The 19,422-nt window shown below is 26.0% G+C and carries 16 protein-coding genes; 9 read left to right on the top strand and 7 right to left on the bottom strand.

Annotated elements, in window-relative coordinates; all coding sequences use genetic code 11:
- Nucleotides 1–10: 10 nt before the first annotated feature.
- Nucleotides 11–559: a lytic transglycosylase domain-containing protein gene (locus ACQRD5_RS02740; RefSeq protein WP_291625764.1), complete on the top strand. Its 549-nt coding sequence runs from the start codon at nucleotides 11–13 to the stop codon at nucleotides 557–559.
- Nucleotides 560–596: 37 nt separating this feature from the next.
- Here the strand turns inward: ACQRD5_RS02740 and ACQRD5_RS02735 are convergent, their stop codons facing one another.
- From ACQRD5_RS02735 to ACQRD5_RS02715, 5 genes are all read right to left on the bottom strand, one after another.
- Nucleotides 597–1,463, bottom strand: a complete 867-nt coding sequence (locus ACQRD5_RS02735; RefSeq protein ID WP_291625766.1) for a 50S ribosomal protein L11 methyltransferase — start codon at nucleotides 1,461–1,463, stop codon at nucleotides 597–599.
- A 79-nt stretch (nucleotides 1,464–1,542) separates the two neighbouring features.
- Entirely contained in the window at nucleotides 1,543–2,121 is a 579-nt protein-coding gene (locus ACQRD5_RS02730) for a flavin reductase family protein (RefSeq protein ID WP_291625768.1), read from the bottom strand.
- A 152-nt stretch (nucleotides 2,122–2,273) separates the two neighbouring features.
- A complete protein-coding gene (locus ACQRD5_RS02725; RefSeq protein ID WP_294167252.1) occupies nucleotides 2,274–3,572 on the bottom strand; it encodes a D-alanyl-D-alanine carboxypeptidase family protein in 1,299 nt (432 codons plus the stop codon).
- A 19-nt stretch (nucleotides 3,573–3,591) separates the two neighbouring features.
- Nucleotides 3,592–4,320: a type 1 glutamine amidotransferase gene (locus tag ACQRD5_RS02720; RefSeq protein ID WP_291625772.1), complete on the bottom strand. Its 729-nt coding sequence runs from the start codon at nucleotides 4,318–4,320 to the stop codon at nucleotides 3,592–3,594.
- Nucleotides 4,321–4,336: 16 nt separating this feature from the next.
- Nucleotides 4,337–5,695 (bottom strand): Mur ligase family protein, encoded by a 1,359-nt coding sequence (locus ACQRD5_RS02715; protein WP_294167254.1) that lies wholly within the window; start codon nucleotides 5,693–5,695, stop codon nucleotides 4,337–4,339.
- 165 nt (nucleotides 5,696–5,860) lie between these two features.
- Here ACQRD5_RS02715 and ACQRD5_RS02710 point away from each other — a divergent pair, with 165 nt between their 5' ends.
- From ACQRD5_RS02710 to ACQRD5_RS02680, 7 genes are all read left to right on the top strand, one after another.
- Entirely contained in the window at nucleotides 5,861–6,784 is a 924-nt protein-coding gene (locus ACQRD5_RS02710; protein ID WP_291625774.1) for an alpha/beta fold hydrolase, read from the top strand.
- Between the two features lie 382 nt (nucleotides 6,785–7,166).
- Nucleotides 7,167–8,072 (top strand): NUDIX hydrolase, encoded by a 906-nt coding sequence (locus ACQRD5_RS02705; protein WP_291625775.1) that lies wholly within the window; start codon nucleotides 7,167–7,169, stop codon nucleotides 8,070–8,072.
- Nucleotides 8,073–8,350: 278 nt separating this feature from the next.
- Nucleotides 8,351–9,814 carry a nicotinate phosphoribosyltransferase gene (locus ACQRD5_RS02700; protein ID WP_294362780.1) on the top strand — a complete coding sequence of 488 codons (1,464 nt, stop codon included), beginning with the start codon at nucleotides 8,351–8,353 and terminating at the stop codon, nucleotides 9,812–9,814.
- Between the two features lie 820 nt (nucleotides 9,815–10,634).
- A complete protein-coding gene (locus ACQRD5_RS02695) occupies nucleotides 10,635–11,912 on the top strand; it encodes a HAMP domain-containing sensor histidine kinase (RefSeq protein ID WP_320628313.1) in 1,278 nt (425 codons plus the stop codon).
- Between the two features lie 7 nt (nucleotides 11,913–11,919).
- Nucleotides 11,920–13,932 (top strand): sensor histidine kinase, encoded by a 2,013-nt coding sequence (locus tag ACQRD5_RS02690; protein WP_427746503.1) that lies wholly within the window; start codon nucleotides 11,920–11,922, stop codon nucleotides 13,930–13,932.
- A 62-nt stretch (nucleotides 13,933–13,994) separates the two neighbouring features.
- A complete protein-coding gene (locus ACQRD5_RS02685) occupies nucleotides 13,995–14,492 on the top strand; it encodes a TspO/MBR family protein (protein WP_294169838.1) in 498 nt (165 codons plus the stop codon).
- A gap of 67 nt (nucleotides 14,493–14,559) precedes the next feature.
- Nucleotides 14,560–16,521, top strand: coding sequence for a DNA topoisomerase (locus ACQRD5_RS02680; RefSeq protein WP_291625780.1), 1,962 nt, complete (start codon nucleotides 14,560–14,562; stop codon nucleotides 16,519–16,521).
- Nucleotides 16,522–16,586: 65 nt separating this feature from the next.
- On the opposite strand, the gene ACQRD5_RS02675 is transcribed toward ACQRD5_RS02680, so the two are convergent.
- Nucleotides 16,587–17,291 (bottom strand): LrgB family protein, encoded by a 705-nt coding sequence (locus ACQRD5_RS02675; protein WP_291625781.1) that lies wholly within the window; start codon nucleotides 17,289–17,291, stop codon nucleotides 16,587–16,589.
- Entirely contained in the window at nucleotides 17,291–17,668 is a 378-nt protein-coding gene (locus tag ACQRD5_RS02670; RefSeq protein ID WP_291625795.1) for a CidA/LrgA family protein, read from the bottom strand. Before ACQRD5_RS02670 ends, ACQRD5_RS02675 begins: the two co-directional genes overlap by 1 nt.
- 332 nt (nucleotides 17,669–18,000) lie before the next feature.
- Between ACQRD5_RS02670 and ACQRD5_RS02665 the strand changes: the two genes are divergently transcribed.
- Entirely contained in the window at nucleotides 18,001–19,293 is a 1,293-nt protein-coding gene (locus ACQRD5_RS02665; RefSeq protein WP_308779567.1) for a GntP family permease, read from the top strand.
- The last annotated feature ends 129 nt before the right edge of the window (nucleotides 19,294–19,422 follow it).

The following is a 19,422-nucleotide window of genomic DNA, read 5'->3' as shown; positions in this document are numbered from 1 at the left end:
GGAGAAAGTAATGAAGTTTAAACGTATAATAACTATTTTAGTTGCAATACTTATATTTTATTTTGGGTTTATGTTTGCAATGAAAAAGTATGTGTATCCTTACAAATATGCAGAATATGTAAATAAATATAGTGAGGAATATGAATTAGATCCATATCTAGTATTAGCAGTAATTAAAACAGAAAGCGATTTTGATAAAACTGCAGTATCTAAAAAAGATGCTAAAGGATTAATGCAAATAATGGATACAACAGGTGAGTGGGTAGCTAAAGAGATAGGAATTAATTACTTTATGACATCAATGATGTTTGATCCAGAGTTGAATATAAAGATTGGATGCTGGTATCTAAAAAACTTAAAAGAGGAATTTAATAATAATTTAGATTTAGTCTTGGCAGCATATAATGGTGGAAGTGGAAACGTAAATAAATGGTTAAGTCATGAAGAATATTCTACAGACGGAGAAAATTTAGATTATATTCCTTTTCCTGAAACCAAGAAATATGTAAATAAGGTGAAGGTTAATTACAATATTTATAGATACTTATATGATAAATAAGGAGCTGTTTTTAAAAACAGCTCCTTATTTATGTCTTTTAATTAAATATTGCAGTAATCCATTCGTTACTTTGATATTTATCTGTTAATTTAAATCCATGGTTTTCAATAATTGCTTGAACCTTATCAAAACTCCATTCAACGAGACCAGATACTAGTAATTTACCATCTGGTAATAAATGTTCTTTTATGAAGTCCATAAACAATTCAGTTTCTTCTCCGCCTATATTAATATATATCCAATCAAATTTATCCTCTATTTTAACTTCACCATTTAGAGCATCACCTACTAAGGTTTGTATATTATAAACACCATTGAGAGAAGAATTAAGCTCAACTTCATCTCTAACATCTCTAATATCTAGTGCAGTTACCTTTGATGCACCTATAATTGCAGAGGCAATAGAGAGTATGCCAGAGCCTGTGCCTATATCTAAGACTTTTTTGTTATGCAAATCTATTTTAGTTAAGATTATATTTAATAAATCTTTAGTTGTTTCATGTAAGCCAGTACCAAAAGCTCCTTGAGATATAAAAGATATTTTATTAATGTTTTTATCACAAATATCTTCATCAGGAGATGCTAGTACCCAATTTTCATTAATATTTATGGTTGGAAAGTCGTATGTATCATAATTATAATTGATTTCTTCAAGAGAAATACACTGACTATTTAGTAATGAAGAGATTTTGTCTTTAAATAAATTTAAATTTTCAAATTGTTCATCATAAGCAATTTTAATATCAATTGTATCAACTTCTTTTTCTAAATATCCATATCCATACTCATCAGTAGTGATTTCTAAAGGACTTTCATAAAAAACATTAAATATATCATTAATTTGCAATAACTCTATTATGTTATCTAAATCACTAAATTTCACATTATAAGTTAATATATACATCTTAAATCCCCCAAATTAATTGATTGTAACATTATTGAGTATAGTTAGATTCTTTATATATGTCAAGAAATTATTAAATTTATTTTTTCTTTCTTTTCTTCTTTATTGAATAACCAAAGGAACCTAAAGGTTTAGCATTTAATCCATAGTATTCTCCATGATTATAGCAAATTAAATTAGCTTTATTAAAACAGATTTTGCCATTTTCATCTATTATATCTTCATTTACTTTAACATTAATTACATCTAATAAAAAAAGATCATGAGTACCAAGAGGAGTAATACTTTTTACTTTACATTCAAGAGCAACTGGAGATAAATCTATTGAAGGAGTACTTATAGATACGCCTTTAGATAATTTATATCCAAAGTGCTTAATTTTATCTATTTTTCTGCCAGAAGTAACACCACAGTAATCAACGAATTTAACCATATCTCTTGAAGGAAGATTAATAACACATTCTCCACTTTCCTTTATGTAATCATATGAAAGACGTTCAGGTCTTACGCCCATGGCTAATACAGGCTCTTTTGTACAAACTGTACTAATCCAGCCTACAGTAAATGCATTAACTTTCTCTTCTTTATTTTTACAAGTAACTATAACAACTGGAGTTGGGTTTAGCATTACACTACCTTTAAAATTTTGTTTTTTCATAATAAATCCTTTCTTTAATAAATTTTTAGTAATAATAATGGAGCTGCCTAAGCAACCCCAAATTTAAAATTTATAATATAAAATGTAGAATTATAGAAGCAAATTTATATTTTTAATTATTAATTTTATGTTTTAATATAGGCTAATTAGTATTAATAATATCTTCTTCTACGGTTTCTCTTGTTAGTACTAATAATTTTTATTAGAAGTATAACTAATATTAAAACTATCACTAAAATAAGAAGTGATAATAAGTATAATGGTAAGTTAGCTTTTACTAACTCCATAGCAGAAACTTTTATAGTTCCCAATACATCTTGTGAGTAGCCAGGAGTTGAATAAGTTAAAGTAACTTCTTTATTTCCACTAAACTTCCATGCATTATTAACTTCACCATTATATGAAATTGATGCATATTTATCATTAAAATCATTTTTATAATACTGAACATCTTGATTTAGATATATAGGAGCAGTTATTTGCTTTTCAGCACCAAAAAATCCAAAAGTCTTATAAGTTAAATCTACAGTTCCAACTTCATCTCCAGAATTTTTGTAGGTTTCTTTTTGGGCTGAATAGCTATAATCTGCTACTTTTTCAGTATCTTTAAATACATTAGTACCGTCCACACCATATTCAGATTTTAAAACAACAGTAACTAAATCTCTACCATCTTTTTCAAAAAATCCAACAAAGCAATGACCAGCTAATACTTCAGTACCAGTTTTTCCACCTATATTATTATATTTACCAAGTATTTTATTCCTAGATTCTAGTTCCATTGGATTACCTGATAATGTTATAGATGTTTTAATATTTTTAGCAGAAATAGTATCTTTTACCCATTCATTTTTAAAAGCAGCTATACCTATTTTAGCTAAATCATATGCTGTAGTTTGATTTATGTTGGTATTGCTTGGGTTTAAAGGATCTATTTCTAATCCAGATGGATTTTCAAAATTAGTATCTGTTAAACCTAACTCCTTAGCTTTTTCATTCATCATATTAACAAAATTATCTACAGTTCCACCTACAGATTCAGCCATTAAATATGCAGCATCATTTGCAGAGAAAATAAGAACAGCTTTCATTGTATCTTCAGCAGAAATTTTATCTCCGGCCTTTACAGATCCATAATTATTTAAAGCAGTTTCTGTTACTTTTAATGATGTATCAGAAAAACTTAATGTATCTGTTCTATTTTTATTTTCTGCAAATAATAGTGCAGTCATTAATTTTGTGGTACTTGCTGGTGAAAGTTTTAAATCTGCATTCTTAGAATAAATAACTTCTCCTGTATCTATATCCATAGTTATTGATGCTTCACCAATAATTTCTGGAGCTTGAATGTTTATATCTTCTGCACTAACTTTATTAGCTAAAGGAGCTAATAATGAAACTGAAAGAGCAAGTGCTAGTGTTTTAAATAAGTTTTTTGCTTTCAAGTTCATATCCCCATTTCCTTAGAATTTATTTATTATTGTTTAATTTGTTAATCATTATATTTTTAGCTTTAAGTTCTAATTCATCATCAAGTTTTTCAAGCTTAATATCACCATATTTTTTACTTAAAGCAATATTTAAGAATCTATCAGCTAATTCAGGATTCTTAGATAGAAGAGAACCATGGAAGTAACTACAATAGGTGTTCTTATAAATACATCCTTCATAACCATCTTCACCATTATTTCCATAACCGTGAATGCATTTACCTAGAGGTTTCAATCCATTAATATAAGTTCTTCCTGAATGATTTTCAAATCCAACGTAAGTTTCATCAAATTCTTCATTATAGATTACTGTATTTCCGATGAAACGAGTATCTCCACCTTCAGTATATATATCTAAGATACCTAAACCTTGGATTTTTTCACCATTTGGTGCTATATAGTATTTACCTAGAAGCTGATAACCACCACAAATTGCAATAACTAATTTACCATCCTCAATATATTTTTCAAGAGAAGGCTTTTTTAAAGTCTTTAAATCATCAGACACTATAGACTGTTCAAAATCTTGACCTCCACCGAAAAATAGTATATCAGTGTTATCAGAATCAAATTCATCATTTAATGATATATTTATTAAGTTAACCTTTATTCCTCTTTCTTCGGCTCTATGTTTAAGTATTAATATATTTCCAACATCTCCATATACATTAAGTAAGTCAGGATAAAGATGACAGATGTTTAATTCCATATATAGGCCTCCTTTCTTACCAAAGCTTTTTTATATAGCCTTTTGAATATAAGTGTTTTCTATAATTTATCATAGCAGTATAAGTAGCTAAAATATAAATTTTATTATTATTACTAGATTTAATTTTTTCTGTTAAGGCATCAAAGTTTTCTTCAATAATAAATTTCTCTTTATTTAATCCAGCAATTTTAAGCCTTACTGCCATATCATAACATCTAATACCAGAAATAAATATTTCATCTATGTTTAAATTATGAAGTTTTTCAAAATCAACATCCCAAATCCAAGATACATCAGTACCATCTGCATAATTGTCATTTAAAAGAAAGGCAGCAGAAAACTTATCTTTATTTAAGCAAAGAGTATCTAAAGCTTGATTATAACCAGCTGGATTCTTAACTAGTATAATTTTAACTTCTTTTCCTTCAATATTTAATGCTTCTTGTCTACCAAAGCTTGAATCTTGATTTTGTAAAGATTTTTGAATAGCTTCATCTTTAATTCCAAGTTCTTTAGCAATAGAATAAGCACATAATGCATTATAAATATTATAAACACCAGATTGACTTATTGTTACTACTAAATCATTAAATTTAACAGTAGAACTATCTGGAGTTAATTCTAATATTTCATTTACAGCATATTTAAGTTGTGCTCTTTTAAAGCCACAGCCTGTACAGTAAAAATCACCTAAATGATTATATGTAATATGATTATATTCATAAGGAGACTTACAGAACTTACAGAATTTCGCATCTGCATTAACATCAATATTTTTATTATCACTAATTTTAGCATTAAAGCCATAAAATACAGTCTTATTAGGTAAATCTAGATTTCCTAAAAGAGATTCATCACCATTTAAGACCAAAGTAGTACTTGGAGATAGAGTTATACCTTCTAAAATTTTGGAAAGAGTAGTATACACTTCACCATATCTATCTAATTGATCCCTAAAGAGATTAGTTACTGTAATTATTTCCGGAGAAATATATTTAGCAATGTATTTTAAATTTGCTTCATCTACTTCAATTATTGCATAGGAATCCTTAGTAGGACTAAAGAATTTGTAATTATCAATAAATGTTGTCACTATTCCAGGAAAAAGGTTTGCACCAGTATTGTTTGTAATTACTTTTTTTCCACTTGCCTTTGCAATATTGTAGATCATGCTAGTTGTAGTAGTTTTACCATTAGTTCCTGTAACTAAAACTACTTTGTAGCCTTGTGATACTTTTTCAAGTATATTTTTATCTATTTTTAAGGCTACTTTTCCAGGGAAGGTAGTTCCCCCTTTTAGTATTGTTTTTGTAAGAAAAATTGTAAATTTTGAAGCTATAATGCTTATTATAGATTTAATACTAATCTTATTCACCACCCTATAATATTTATTCATATTATTAACAATAATATGAATAGATAATCAAATCTTAATATAAATTTTAAATTTTACAATGAATAGTATATCATAACTTTATATACATAAAAATAAAGATATGATAAGATTTTATTAATATTTATTAGAAAGGGGAGTCATTTTTTGGATAAATATAATTTTACTAACAAAGAAGGTTCAAAGATAACATATTATAAATGGGGAAATATTGAAAATCCTAAGGCAATAGTTCAAATAGTTCATGGAATGTCAGAATGGGCAGGTAGATATGATTACTTTGCTGAAAAGTTAGTAGAAGAAGGGTATTTAGTTTATAGTCACGACCATAGTGGTCATGGTAATAGTAGTAAAGGTTATGATGGATTAGGATACATAGGGAATAATAATAGATTTTATTTGATGTTAGATGATATAAAAGAGTTAAATAGTATTATTAAAAAAGAAAATAAAGATGTACCTATAGTATTATTTGGACATAGTATGGGATCTTTTTTAAGCCAAAGGTATTTGCAGGAATATGGTGACACAATTGATGGATTAATTTTATCAGGAAGCAATGGCAAACCAAAATCTTTTACTAAGGCAGGTTTATTGGTATGTAAAATGGAAAATCTAATAAAGGGAAGTGGAAATAGAAGCAAACTTATGGATAAATTATCTTTTGGAGGATTTAATTCCACTGTAAAGAACCCAAAAACAGATTTTGATTGGTTATGTAGTGATGCAAATGAGGTAAATAAGTATATAGAAGATGAGTTTTGTGGATTTATATATCCAACAGAATTTTACTTTGATTTAATTAATGGACTTTGGGATATACACAAACAAGAAAATTTAAATAAGATTAAGAAATTAAATATACCAATTTATATATTTGCAGGAGATAAAGATCCAGTTGGGTATATGGGAAAAGGAATTATAAATTTATATAATACTTATAATAATATTGGTGTTAATGATTTAAATTATAAATTATACAAAGATGGAAGACATGAGATGTTAAATGAAGTCAATAAGGATGAAGTTATAATAGATATAATATCATGGATAAAGAAGCATAATTTTTAAGGGTTAGAAGGTGCTATGCACAATGAAAAATTAATAAGAAAATGTAAAATTATTAAAAATCATTGACTTTAAATTAAAAGAGAGTATTAACGAATTTATAAGTTTAATACTCTCTTTTGATAAATCAAAGAAATTATCCCTTTATATATCTTCATTTCTGTCAACAAGTAAGTTTTTCTTAAATGTAGCACTAAATAAAATTATGCGTATTTTTTAAGTTTTCAATAATGAAATTATATATAAATTGTTTGTTGCAATAAAAATTTCTATAAAATGTTAAATTTGCATTGACAAAGAAGGAATATTCAGATAATATAACAATATACTTAATAACAAAATGTGATTAAGATGCAAATTCTTAATCTTAAGGGGGAGACTAAAAATGTTAGACCACAAAAACTTAATAAATAAAGATGGCTTAACAGAAGAAGAATTTTTAAGGCAATATAGTCCTGGCAATTATGAAAGACCTTCTGTAACGGTGGATATGCTACTTTTTACTGTAGTAGATAAAGTAGTTGAAGATATAAGAAAATTAAATGAAAAAGAATTAAGAATTCTTTTAATTAAAAGAAAAGAACACCCTTATATAGGAGAGTGGGCAATACCTGGAGGATTTGTAAACATAAATGAATCAATTGAAGAAGCTGCTCATAGAGAGCTTAAAGAAGAAACAAACATAGATAATATCTATATGGAGCAATTAGCTACATTTGGTGATGTAGGTAGGGATCCTAGAATGAGAGTAATATCTACAGCGTATATGGCTCTAGTACCTAATAAAAATTTAAATCCTATAGCTGGTGATGATGCAGAGAATGTAGCTTGGTTTACAATAAAGAGAGGCGAAATTACAGAAAGAGAACAGGGAATATCTTTTAATTTAATATTAGAAAATAAAGAAGAAAATATATTAATAAGCTATAAAATTATAGAAAAGTATTCATATAGTGGAGTAACTAAAACAAAAGAAGTTTTATATACTGTAAATAAAGAATCAAATAATGAAATTGCTTTTGACCATGTAAAAATAATAAATATGGCATTAGATAGATTAAAGAATAAAGTAGAATATACTTCAATAGCATTTAACTTAGTTGATGAATATTTTACAATGGCAGATATTCAATCTATATATGAAATTTTATTAAATAAAAAGTTTCATAGAATGGAATTTATGAGAAAGACGAAAAAAATGCTAATTGAAACAGATAAGGTAAATACAGATAAAGGGCATAGACCAGCAAAGTATTATAAATATAATAAAGATTGGACATATGAGTTTTAAGAGCAAATAATAAATAAAAATAAAAGTTATTTTTTTAAAATCACTTAATAACAAAAGGTGATTAAGTGTGAGGGGGAGATAAATTAGATAAAAAGGTAATTATTCCAATAAATTGTGTAGAAACTTATGATTTTGGACATCATAATGCTGAAATTATAAATACTGTTGCACTGTATAGCATGAAACTAGCTGGAATTTGTATTGTAGACGAAATAATATAGCTAATGATTAGTTTTACTGTAGTGATGAATGCCAAAATAAATAATAGGAGAGAAGTTATGAAAAAATTTAATGTGCAAAATGAAAGAAATTTAACTATGCTTATGGACTTTTACGAGCTTACAATGTCTAATGGATACTTTAAGTCAAATAATAAAGATACTTTAGTTTGTTTTGATATGTTCTTTAGAAAATGTCCAGATGGAGGTGGGTTTGTAATAGCAGCTGGCTTAGAACAACTTATTGAGTATATAGAAAACTTAAGGTTTACAGAAGAGGATATAAACTACTTAAGAGGAAGAGACTTGTTTGAAGAAGAATTTTTAGAATATCTTAAAGACTTTAAATTTACTGGAAATATAAGTGCTATTCCTGAAGGAACCCCAGTTTTTCCTGGAGAAGCTATGGTTACAGTTACGGCTAAGGCTATAGAAGCTCAATTTATAGAAACTATGCTTTTACTTACAATAAATCATCAAAGCCTAATCGCAACAAAAACAAATAGAATAGTAAGAGCTTCAAAAGGAAGAACTGTATTTGAACTTGGAGCAAGAAGGGCTCATGGCTATGATGCAGCTATATACGGTGCTAGAGCAGCTTATATTGGTGGAATAGATGGAACAGCTACAACAATAGCTGATATGGAGTTTAATGTTCCAGCAATAGGAACAATGGCTCATTCTTGGGTGCAATTCTTTAAAAGTGAATATGAAGCATTTAAGACTTATGCTAATACTTACCCTGATAATTGCACACTTTTAGTAGATACCTATGATGTATTACACTCAGGAGTGCCTAATGCTATAAGAGTTCATAAAGAAGTTTTGGAGCCAATAAATAAGAAACTTAAAGGAATTAGATTAGATAGTGGAGACTTAGCTTATCTTTCTATTAAAGTTAGGAAAATGTTAGATGAAGCTGGACTTAATGACTGTCAAATAGTGGCATCTAATAGTTTAGACGAATATACAATAGAATCTCTATTAAATCAAGAGGCAGAAATTGATATTTTTGGCGTTGGAGAAAGACTTATAACTGCAAAATCAGAACCGGTATTCGGCGGTGTATATAAATTAGTGGCAGTTGAAGAAAATGGAGAAATGGTGCCTAGAATTAAGGTTTCAGAAAACATAGAAAAGATAACTAATCCAGGATCTAAAGAAACGTGGAGACTTTATGATAGAGATACAAATATGGCTATAGCTGATGTGATAACATTAAAAAATGAAGTTATAGATGATACTAAGCCTTATAATATATTTGATCAAGTTCATATTTGGAAATCTAAAAATGTTGAAAACTTTTATGCTAAGAAAATTCAAGAGCCAATATATGTTGCTGGGAAGTTAGTATATAAATGTCCTTCATTAAAAGAAATAAGAAATTACTGTAAAAATGAAGTTAATACTTTATGGGACGAAATTAAAAGATTTTCAAATCCTCATAAATATTATGTAGATTTATCTAGTGATTTATGGTTCTTAAAGAAATCAATGCTTGAAAAAATAAAGGCAGAAAATTAGCTGAATATTTATAGAGAAAACGTTCAATAAAGGATTACCTTGTGACGTTTTCTTTGCTTTTTTATTCTATAAAATATATTTATTGACAATATGTTACAATTGTATTCACATATAAAAGGAAATGATGTAAAATTATGTAGTAATAATCTTAAGTGAGGGAAAAACAGTGAATTATAATAATTTTAGAGAAAAAATTTATTATATACATTTATTAGATTTTTTATTTCATATTATATGCATTTCATTTATATATTTTTTATTTAACAAAATTTCTTTTTTAAATAAAAACATTGCATTTGATTTATTAAAGTTAAGTGAATTAATAATTTCCATGATCTTATTTATATTTTCAATACATATAAAAAGGATTACTCAAAAAGACATATATGGAATAGTACAATTATTTTTAGTTATTAATTGTAGCATTATTTTAATATTTTTATCTCCAACAGGACAATTTATTTTTTTAAAGAATTTACTTAACAATACAGGGTATAATATTGATTTTTATAATAGTAATATGATAATTTTTTATTATGTTATTTCTAAATATAGGATAAGTGATTATAATAGTAAAAATGCATATGTAGAATACTCAATTTTACTAATTATAAATCTTATTCAGACAAATTTATTAAATATATATAATAATTGGCAATTACAATATATAAATATAATATTTATTTTAATACTTATTATGTTAACATTTAGGAAAATACAAATTATTACTCTAAATTCAAAAAGTAAAATTGATTTAATTAAATTAAGTTTTTTTATTGAATTAATAAGAGTTGTTCTTTTAATTATTTTTTCGGAATTTATGAAAATGAATACAATCAGTAATTTTATTATAGTAAATATGCAAATTATATTATTATCAACTATGGTTGGAATTATTTCTAATATCACTAAAGAAAGCTGTAGATTTCTTTTTGAAGAAAAAATAGAAACAAGTAATTATTTTGAGACTATAAATAGAAAAATTATGAATAACAATTATAAACTAGAAGAGACATATAAAAAATTAAGTGATAAACAAATGGTATATAAAAGTTTTCTGGAGAGTTTGCCTAGTCCAATTGTAATAATAAATAGTAGTTTTAGAATTTCATATTGTAATTTAAAATTTTTAAATGAAATTGGAGAAGAAAATATTAGAGAGGTTGTAAACAGACCTATTTATAAATTTGTAGATTTTAGCGATAAAATTAATAAAGAAATTTGCTTTGATAAAAATTTAAATCCTCGTACAACATCAGTTAAATTAAATAATAAAAAAATAGAAGTAAGGTTTTTTAATTTAAATAATGATGATTCAGAATGTATTTTAATATTTAAAGATTTAACAGAAAAAAATAAATTGTTCTGTATGAAGGAAGAACTTGAAGATGCACAAGGAAGAGAGAAAATAAAAAAGAATTTTTTATCAAATATTTCTCATGATTTAAAATTACCAATTAATGCCATATATTCCACTGTTCAGCTTGAAACAATATTAATAAATAAAAATGATATAGAAAAAGTTAAATCTTACAATGATATTAGTATGGAGAATTGTTTGATATTAACTAAGCTTACAAATAATATAATTGATATAAGCAAAATAGATACAGAGAATTTAGAAATTCATTTAGGACTTTATAATATAGTTGATTTTGTGGAGGATTATTTATTTTCTTTATCTCCTTATGTAAATAATAGTGGAATTGATATTATATTTGATACTAGCGAAGAAGAAATATATATGTATTTTGATAAGGAAATGATGCAAAGAGTTATATTAAACTTAGTGTCAAACTCAATAAAGTTTACTAAAAGTGGAGGTAGTATATTTGTAAAAATAGAGGATTTTAATGAATATGTTTTGATTGAGTTAAAAGATAATGGAGTAGGGATGAGTAAAGAGTTTATTGCAAGAGCTTTCAATAAATCTGAAATGGAAAAAAGAAATAATAATAATTATTCTACAGGCTTTAGAGTTGGATTATTTGTTGTACATAATTTAATAAAAGCTCAAAATGGTGATATAGATATTAAAAGTGAAGAAGGTAAAGGTAATAAATTCTCAATAAAGTTATACAAAAAAAAGGTGGTATAAATATAAAATGATTAAAGAAAATTTAAGATATGAATATAAAGGACTAAAGTCGCAAGTATTTATACCAATAATTATAGCTCTAACAATACTAAGGATTTTTTATGATATAGATAATGAGTTTATTTTTGTAACTGGAGTTTTATGCTTATCTATATCAATATTATTATTTATTATGAGTATGATAAAGGTTAATAATAAAGAGTTAGAAAGTTTAAAATTAATTGGGCGAGGATATTTTTTTATAGCTGTATTAGGATTTATCTTTATATTTATAGTAGATATCAATTCGTTATATAATGTAAATCTAATTTCAACTTTTTTTCAGATGCTAATATTTTTAGACTTTATAAATATAATTATAAGCACAGTAATTTACAATAAAAATTATGCTGAAATTATACAATTTATATTTTTTTTAGTAATATTAATATTATTATTTTGTGTGATAATAAGTGATTATAGAAATTTAGAGCATGTTCATTATTTTTTTAAAAGCAAAATAGGGTCAATAATTACTCTAATATTTGGATCTAAAATGTTCTTAAGTATAGTGGCAATATATAAAAAGAATAATTTAGGAAAAAATGAGATTTTCATATTAGAAATGAGTTTTTTTATATTTTTAAGTAATGATATTTTGTTTTTTAATAATTATTTTCATAAAGATTTTTTATATTTTATATGGACAAGTAAATTAATTTATTCTTTTTTATTATATAATGAATTTGAAAAAAGATTATTATATGATCTATATTCTAATGATTATGAAAGCTTAAATAAATCTAAGGAAATGAAAAAAAATTTAAATAAAAGTTTAAAGGATAGAGAGAAAGAACTTAAAGATTTAAACTTATTATTAAAAAAAAGCGAAAAAAAATATAAAGATGTAGTACAAGCTTTTTCTAATGGATTATTAATTTTCGAAAATGATATATTAATTTACTCATATTATTTTAGAGAAATGTTTGATTTGAATAATAATAAAATCAAATATAAAAAAAATAAAATAACTTTAAATGAAGTTATTAATAAATTAACAGGAAAGTATACTGATGATAAAGAAATTAAAGAGTTTTCAAGTGAAGTTAAGATAAAAGATAAGTTTGGTAAATTAAGAGACTATGAAGTGTATCTAATAAATATTCAAGGAAACAAAAAGTTTCTTGTTTTTTTTGATGTAACTGAAATAATAAAGCAGAGAGAGGAAATAGTAAAAATAGAGAAAAAACTTAAAGAAGAAAATATAAATGATGAGTTTTATTCAAATATTTCTCATGAATTAAGAACTCCAATTAATGTGATTTATTCAGCTCTTCAATTAAATGATATTTATATAAAAGATAATAAATTAGATAAGATTAATAAAAATAATGCCATTATTAAGCAAAACTGTTTGAGGCTTATTAGAACTATAAATAATTTTATTGATAGTAATAAACTTTCAGAAGGTTTCTTGGAAATTGATCTTAATATTTATAATATAGTGGATATAATTGAAAATGTAATATTATCTTGTGATAATTACATGAAAATTAAAAAAAATAATATTATTTATGATCCACAATATGAAGAAATATATTTAAATTGTGATAAAGATTATATAGAAAGAATACTGTTAAATATATTGTCAAATTCTTTAAAGAATGGAAAAGAAAATGGGAATATTCATGTTGAAGTAAAAATTGAAAATAATAAGATAATTATCGAAATACTAAATGATGCAGATACTATACCAGAAGATAAAAGAAATGAGATTTTTGAGAAATTTACAAAGGTTAATACTTCCTTTAATAGACTTTCAGAGGGAAGTGGATTAGGTTTATATTTAACTAAAGGATTAGTGGAACTGCATGGAGGAGAAATTAGTATACATGAAGGACCTTTATATGGAAATTTATATAAAATAGTACTTCCATATAATAAAAATGTAAATGTTAAAGAAAATTATTTGAGTCGTGATATAAAAATAAATAAACTTCAGCAAAAGATAGATATTGAGTTTTCTGATATTTACTTCTGATAACATAACTTTATTTTTTATAGCATATATAATAAAGAATACTTAGTATAGGAGTGTTATCATTGAAAAGTAAAGTTAATAGAAATTTCAAGATTATTCCATTAGTTTTTAATATACTAATTCCAGTACTTGGAGGCTTTTTAGTTTCTTATATAAATAGAAATGCCATAAGTATATATAGTAATACTGTAAAAAAGCCTTTTTTCACACCGCCTAATATGGTTTTTGTTATTGTATGGAGTATACTATATGTATTGATGGGATTTTCATCATATAGAATATACATAAAGAATAAAGAAAATAATAATGACAATGGGGCTTATTTCTTTTATTTGGTACAATTATTATTAAATTTTATGTGGAGCTTTATATTTTTCACCTTTAGATTATATGGAATATCTTTTATATGGATAATAATATTATTTATTTTTGTTGTAATTACTTTTGTAAAATTTATAAGAATTGATAAAACTGCAGGTTTTTTATTAATTCCATATATGCTTTGGTTAGTTTTTGCGGGGATAATAAATTACTTTGTATGGGTTTTTAATGAAATGTAAATTAAGTTGTAGTATAATAAAGTAGACCTTCTATGAAGGTTTATTTTTATTTAGAAAGGAAGTTTCTATGGGTAAAACTTTATTTATTGCAGAAAAGCCTTCAGTTGCTATGGAGTTTGTGAAGTTGTTAAATGTCAAAGGTAAGAGAAACAACGGATATATTGAAGGTGAAAGAAGCATCTTTACTTGGTGTGTTGGACATATGGTGACTATGAGTTATCCAGAGGTTTATAATGAAAAATTAAAATTTTGGAATTTAAGAGACTTACCTTTTTTACCTAAAGAATATAAATATGAAGTGATTCCTTCTGCTTCTCAACAATTTAATATTGTAAGTACTTTGATGAATAGAGAAGATGTAGAAACTATCTATGTTTGTACTGACTCAGGGAGAGAAGGAGAGTATATATATAGATTAGTTGATGATATGGCAGGGAATCCAAACAAAGTGAAAAAAAGAGTTTGGATAGATTCTCAAACAGAAGAAGAAATAAAAAGAGGTATTAAAGAGGCAAAGCCATTATCTGAATATGACTCACTAGCACATTCAGCCTACTTGAGAGCTAAAGAAGATTACATATTTGGTATAAACTTTTCAAGGCTATTAACACTATTGTATGGTAAGACCCTAGCTAATATTTTAAAGAAGGATAAGAATGTAGTGGTGGCAGTAGGTAGGGTTATGACTTGTGTTCTTGGAATGGTAGTAGAAAGAGAAAGAGAAATCAGAGATTTTAATAAAAAGTCTTTTTACAAAATATCTGGTAAATTCTCGAAAGAAGAAGATACCTTAGAAATAACTGCAGACTGGAAAGCTATAGAAGGTTCAGATTATTTTGAGTCTCCTAAATTATATAGTGAGGTAGGCTTTAATAAAAAGGAAGATGCTGAAGAATTAATTACTAAGCTAAGAGATATAGGATTTGGAACTATAAAAGAAGTTAAAAAAACGAAGGAAAAAAAGAATCCACCACTTTTATATAACTTAGCAGAACTACAAAATGAATGTACTAAGAGATTTAAGATTAGTCCAGATGAAACATTAAAAATAGTACAAAATCTTTATGAAAAGAAGATGGTTACATATCCAAGAACTGATGCAAGAGTTTTATCAACAGCAGTTGCTAAGGGTGTTAGGAAAAATATTATTAAACTTAGAAATATGCCTATAGGTGAGGACTTAGCTGCAGTAACAAATGAAATAATAGAAAAAAATTACGAGAAGGGCATATTAAAAAGTAAATATGTAGATGATAGTAAAATAACTGATCACTATGCCATAATACCAACTGGTGAGGGAAAAGATACAATATCAAAGCTATCTAGTTTAGATAAACAAGTATACTTTGTTATATTAAGAAGATTTTTAGCTATATTTTATCCTCCAGCTCAATACAGTAAAATGGCTATAACAATATTAGTTGGAAAAGAAAATTTTATTATAAATAAAAAGGTATGCGTTGATAAAGGATATTTAGTAATACTAGGTAATGATAAAGAAGAAAAAGAAGAGGCTTTTCCTGAAAATTTAAGAAAAGGAACTAAAGTAATAATTAATGATCTAGAAATAAAAGAAGGGGAAACATCTCCACCAAAAAGGTACACAACTGGTTCAATGATAATAGCTATGGAAAATGCGGGGAAGCTTATAGAAGATGAAGAACTTAGAGAACATATAAAAGGAGCTGGAATAGGAACCTCTGCTACTAGAGCTGAAATTCTTAAAAAGTTAATTAATATAGAATATATGCAAGCTAATAAGAAAACTCAAATTATAACTCCTACTAACCTTGGAGAAATGATTTATGAGGCTATAAAAGTTTCTATACCATCACTTTTAAATCCTGCATTGACAGCATCTTGGGAAAAGGGATTAAAACTTGTTAATGACAAAGAAATAGAACCAGATGAATTTATGAATAAGCTTGAAGCTTATACTAGAAATAATACACAAAGGGTACTAAAATCATCTAATATAGGGCTTTTAAATACAAAGTTATTAAAGATAATGAAACAAGAACAGAAATAAGAATGAAAAAATCTCAATAACTTGATAAAATCAAGGTGTTGAGATTTTTTTATATATCTTCTCTTTTATTTTATTAGAAATGATAATAAGGCATAGAAGGTTGGAGCTAGGAATACAGTCATAATACCTGCTATACCAATGGATAAGGAACTCATAGCTCCTTCAGTTTCACCAAGCTCTAAAGCTTTAGATGTCCCAACGGCATGGGATGCTGTACCTATAGCAATACCAATAGCAACCTTGTTATTTATTTTAAATTTTTTGCATAAAAGTGGTCCAAGTATAGAGCCTATAATTCCAGAGATAATTATAGATAATACTGTAACAGGGGCTAAACCACCAAGTTGTTTTGTTATTTCTATACCTATAGGCGTTGTAACAGACTTTGATAATAAAGATATAGTTAATACTTTTTCAAAACCAAAGATATTAGCTAATAAAATTACTGATGATATACCTATAGAACTTCCAAGTAATATCCCAACTAATATAGGTAATAAATATTTTTTTAGTAAATTTAATTGCTTATATAATGGAACTGCTAATACAACAGTAGCTGGGCCAAGAAACATATTTATAAACTGCCCACCTTTATTATATATATCAACATCAATATTAAAAACTAGCAAAAAACTAATTACCAAAGCTATAGCTATTAGCAATGGATTAAAAAGAGGAAATTTAGTCTTTTTATAAATTAATAAGCCAGCTTCAAAGGCTAGAAGTGAAATTATTATTCCAAATAAAGCGTTTTCTGTTAAAATTTCCATTACTTTATATTGCACCCTTTCTTTACTTTACTTTCTTTAATTTTTATTATATATTGAACAATAATGCCAGTAGATATAATAACAATAGCTGTAGTTATTAAACATAAAAGTAAAATAAATATTAGGCTATCCTTAATTACATTAAATGATGAAATCAAACCTACACCTGCTGGAATAAAGAAAAAAGATAAATGATCTAAAAAAAATGCAGATATATTTTCTATCTTTTCAATTTTAATTACTTTTGTACATAATAATACTAATAAAATTATCATTCCTATAATATTACCAGGTAATGGTAAGGAAAAACCTTTAGATATCAACTCTCCAACTAAGTAAATGCCTAGAATAATAATAGCCTCTCTAAATATTTTCATCATATTACCTCCTTTAACTATCATTAATAATTTATCACTATTGAAAAGAGATGTAAATCTAATAAAACATTTACATATAAATAAAAACTAAATTAATTATATACATTATTTTTAAATAATTTTAACATTTATTCATATTATAAGCCATTGACTAATTACTATTCCAACAAAGTTTTATTTAATAAATATTGTGCATTTAAACAAAAAAAATGTCACTTAAACAATATTAACAATATAATAAATATATTATTATGTAAAAGTAAGTAAAGGTTAAATAATTAATAATATAAGTGTGAAAATTTAGTGGTATTAAGATTTAAGGAGGAAATAAAATGGCAGTTATTCATTGGAGTGGAGCAATTATTGGACTAGCAATCGGAATAATATTAATTTTAAAAAAAGTAAATCCTTTTTATGCACTTTTAACAGGTGCTATTATAGGAGGCCTAGTTGGTGGTGCAAGTCTAGCTGATACAACACAAGCAGTTATTGATGGAACTAGTAGTGTAATGGGTGCAGTTATTCGTGTATTATCAGCTGGAGCATTAGCAGGTATATTAATAGAATCTGGAGCAGCAGAAAAAATTGCCGAAACTATAGTAGAAAAACTTGGTGAGAAAAAAGCATTTTTAGCAATAGCTTTGTCAACTATGGTCATTTCAGCAGTAGGTGTATTTATTGCTGTTTCAGTTATCATTGTTGCACCAATAGCAATATCAGTAGCTAAAAAAGTAGGACTTTCCAAATCAGCAACACTTTTAGCTATGACAGGTGGATGTAAGGCAGGTAACATAATTTCACCTAATCCCAATACTATTGCAGTTGCAAAAGGATTTAATTTAGATTTAGTACAAGTAATGATGAATGGATTTATACCTGCAATAGTAGCATTAATAGTAACAGTTTTATTAGCTACATATTTAAATAAAAAATGGGAGCCTATAAAGGCAACTGATATATCAGAAGAAGATTCTAAAACTTCTGAGGACAAGCCAACTTTTGTAAAAGCAGTGGTAGCTCCAATTGTTGCAATTATGCTATTAGCAATAAGCCCTATTGGAAGTATATTAAATATTCCTGCTTTAGCAGCAATTAAAATAGATTCTATGATAATATTACCTGTTTCTGGAATAGTTGGATTGATTGCAATGGGTAAATTTAAAAAGGTTATTCCTTATACAACTTCAGGAATAAATAAAATGACAAGTACTGCAGTTATATTAATTGGAGCTGGAGCAATTGCAGGTATTATTTCAAAATCAAATATAAGTGATGCAGTTGTATATTGTACTCAACAAATAGGGATTTCAGGAGTATTTATAGCACCAATATCAGGAATATTAATGGCAGCAGCTACTGGATCAACATCAACAGGATCAATATTAGCAGTTGGAAGTTTTGGAGAAACAATACTATCTATGGGTGTAAAACCATTAAATGCTGCTATAATGGTTCACACAGGATCAATGGTTATAGACTTTTTACCACATGCTAACTTCTTCCATGCTTCAGCAAATTCTGTAAAAATGGATATGAAAGAACGTATGAAATTAATTCCCTTTGAAGCTGTAGTTGGAGGGGCTATGTGTATTGTAGCAACAATAATATATGGATTTTTAATGTAACATACTAATATTAATAAACTTACAAAAGTAATATACTAAGAAATATTAATATGATTTATTATAACTAAATAAATAGATATAAAGGCATATATGATTTTTGTTATATATGCCTAATTTTATTATTAAAAA

This window comes from Clostridium sp. SGI.024 (assembly GCF_050315195.1).
Taxonomy (GTDB): Bacteria; Bacillota; Clostridia; order Clostridiales; family Clostridiaceae; genus Clostridium.
The sequence above is the reverse complement of the archived record's forward strand: the minus strand, read 5'-3'. Positions and strand labels throughout refer to the sequence as shown.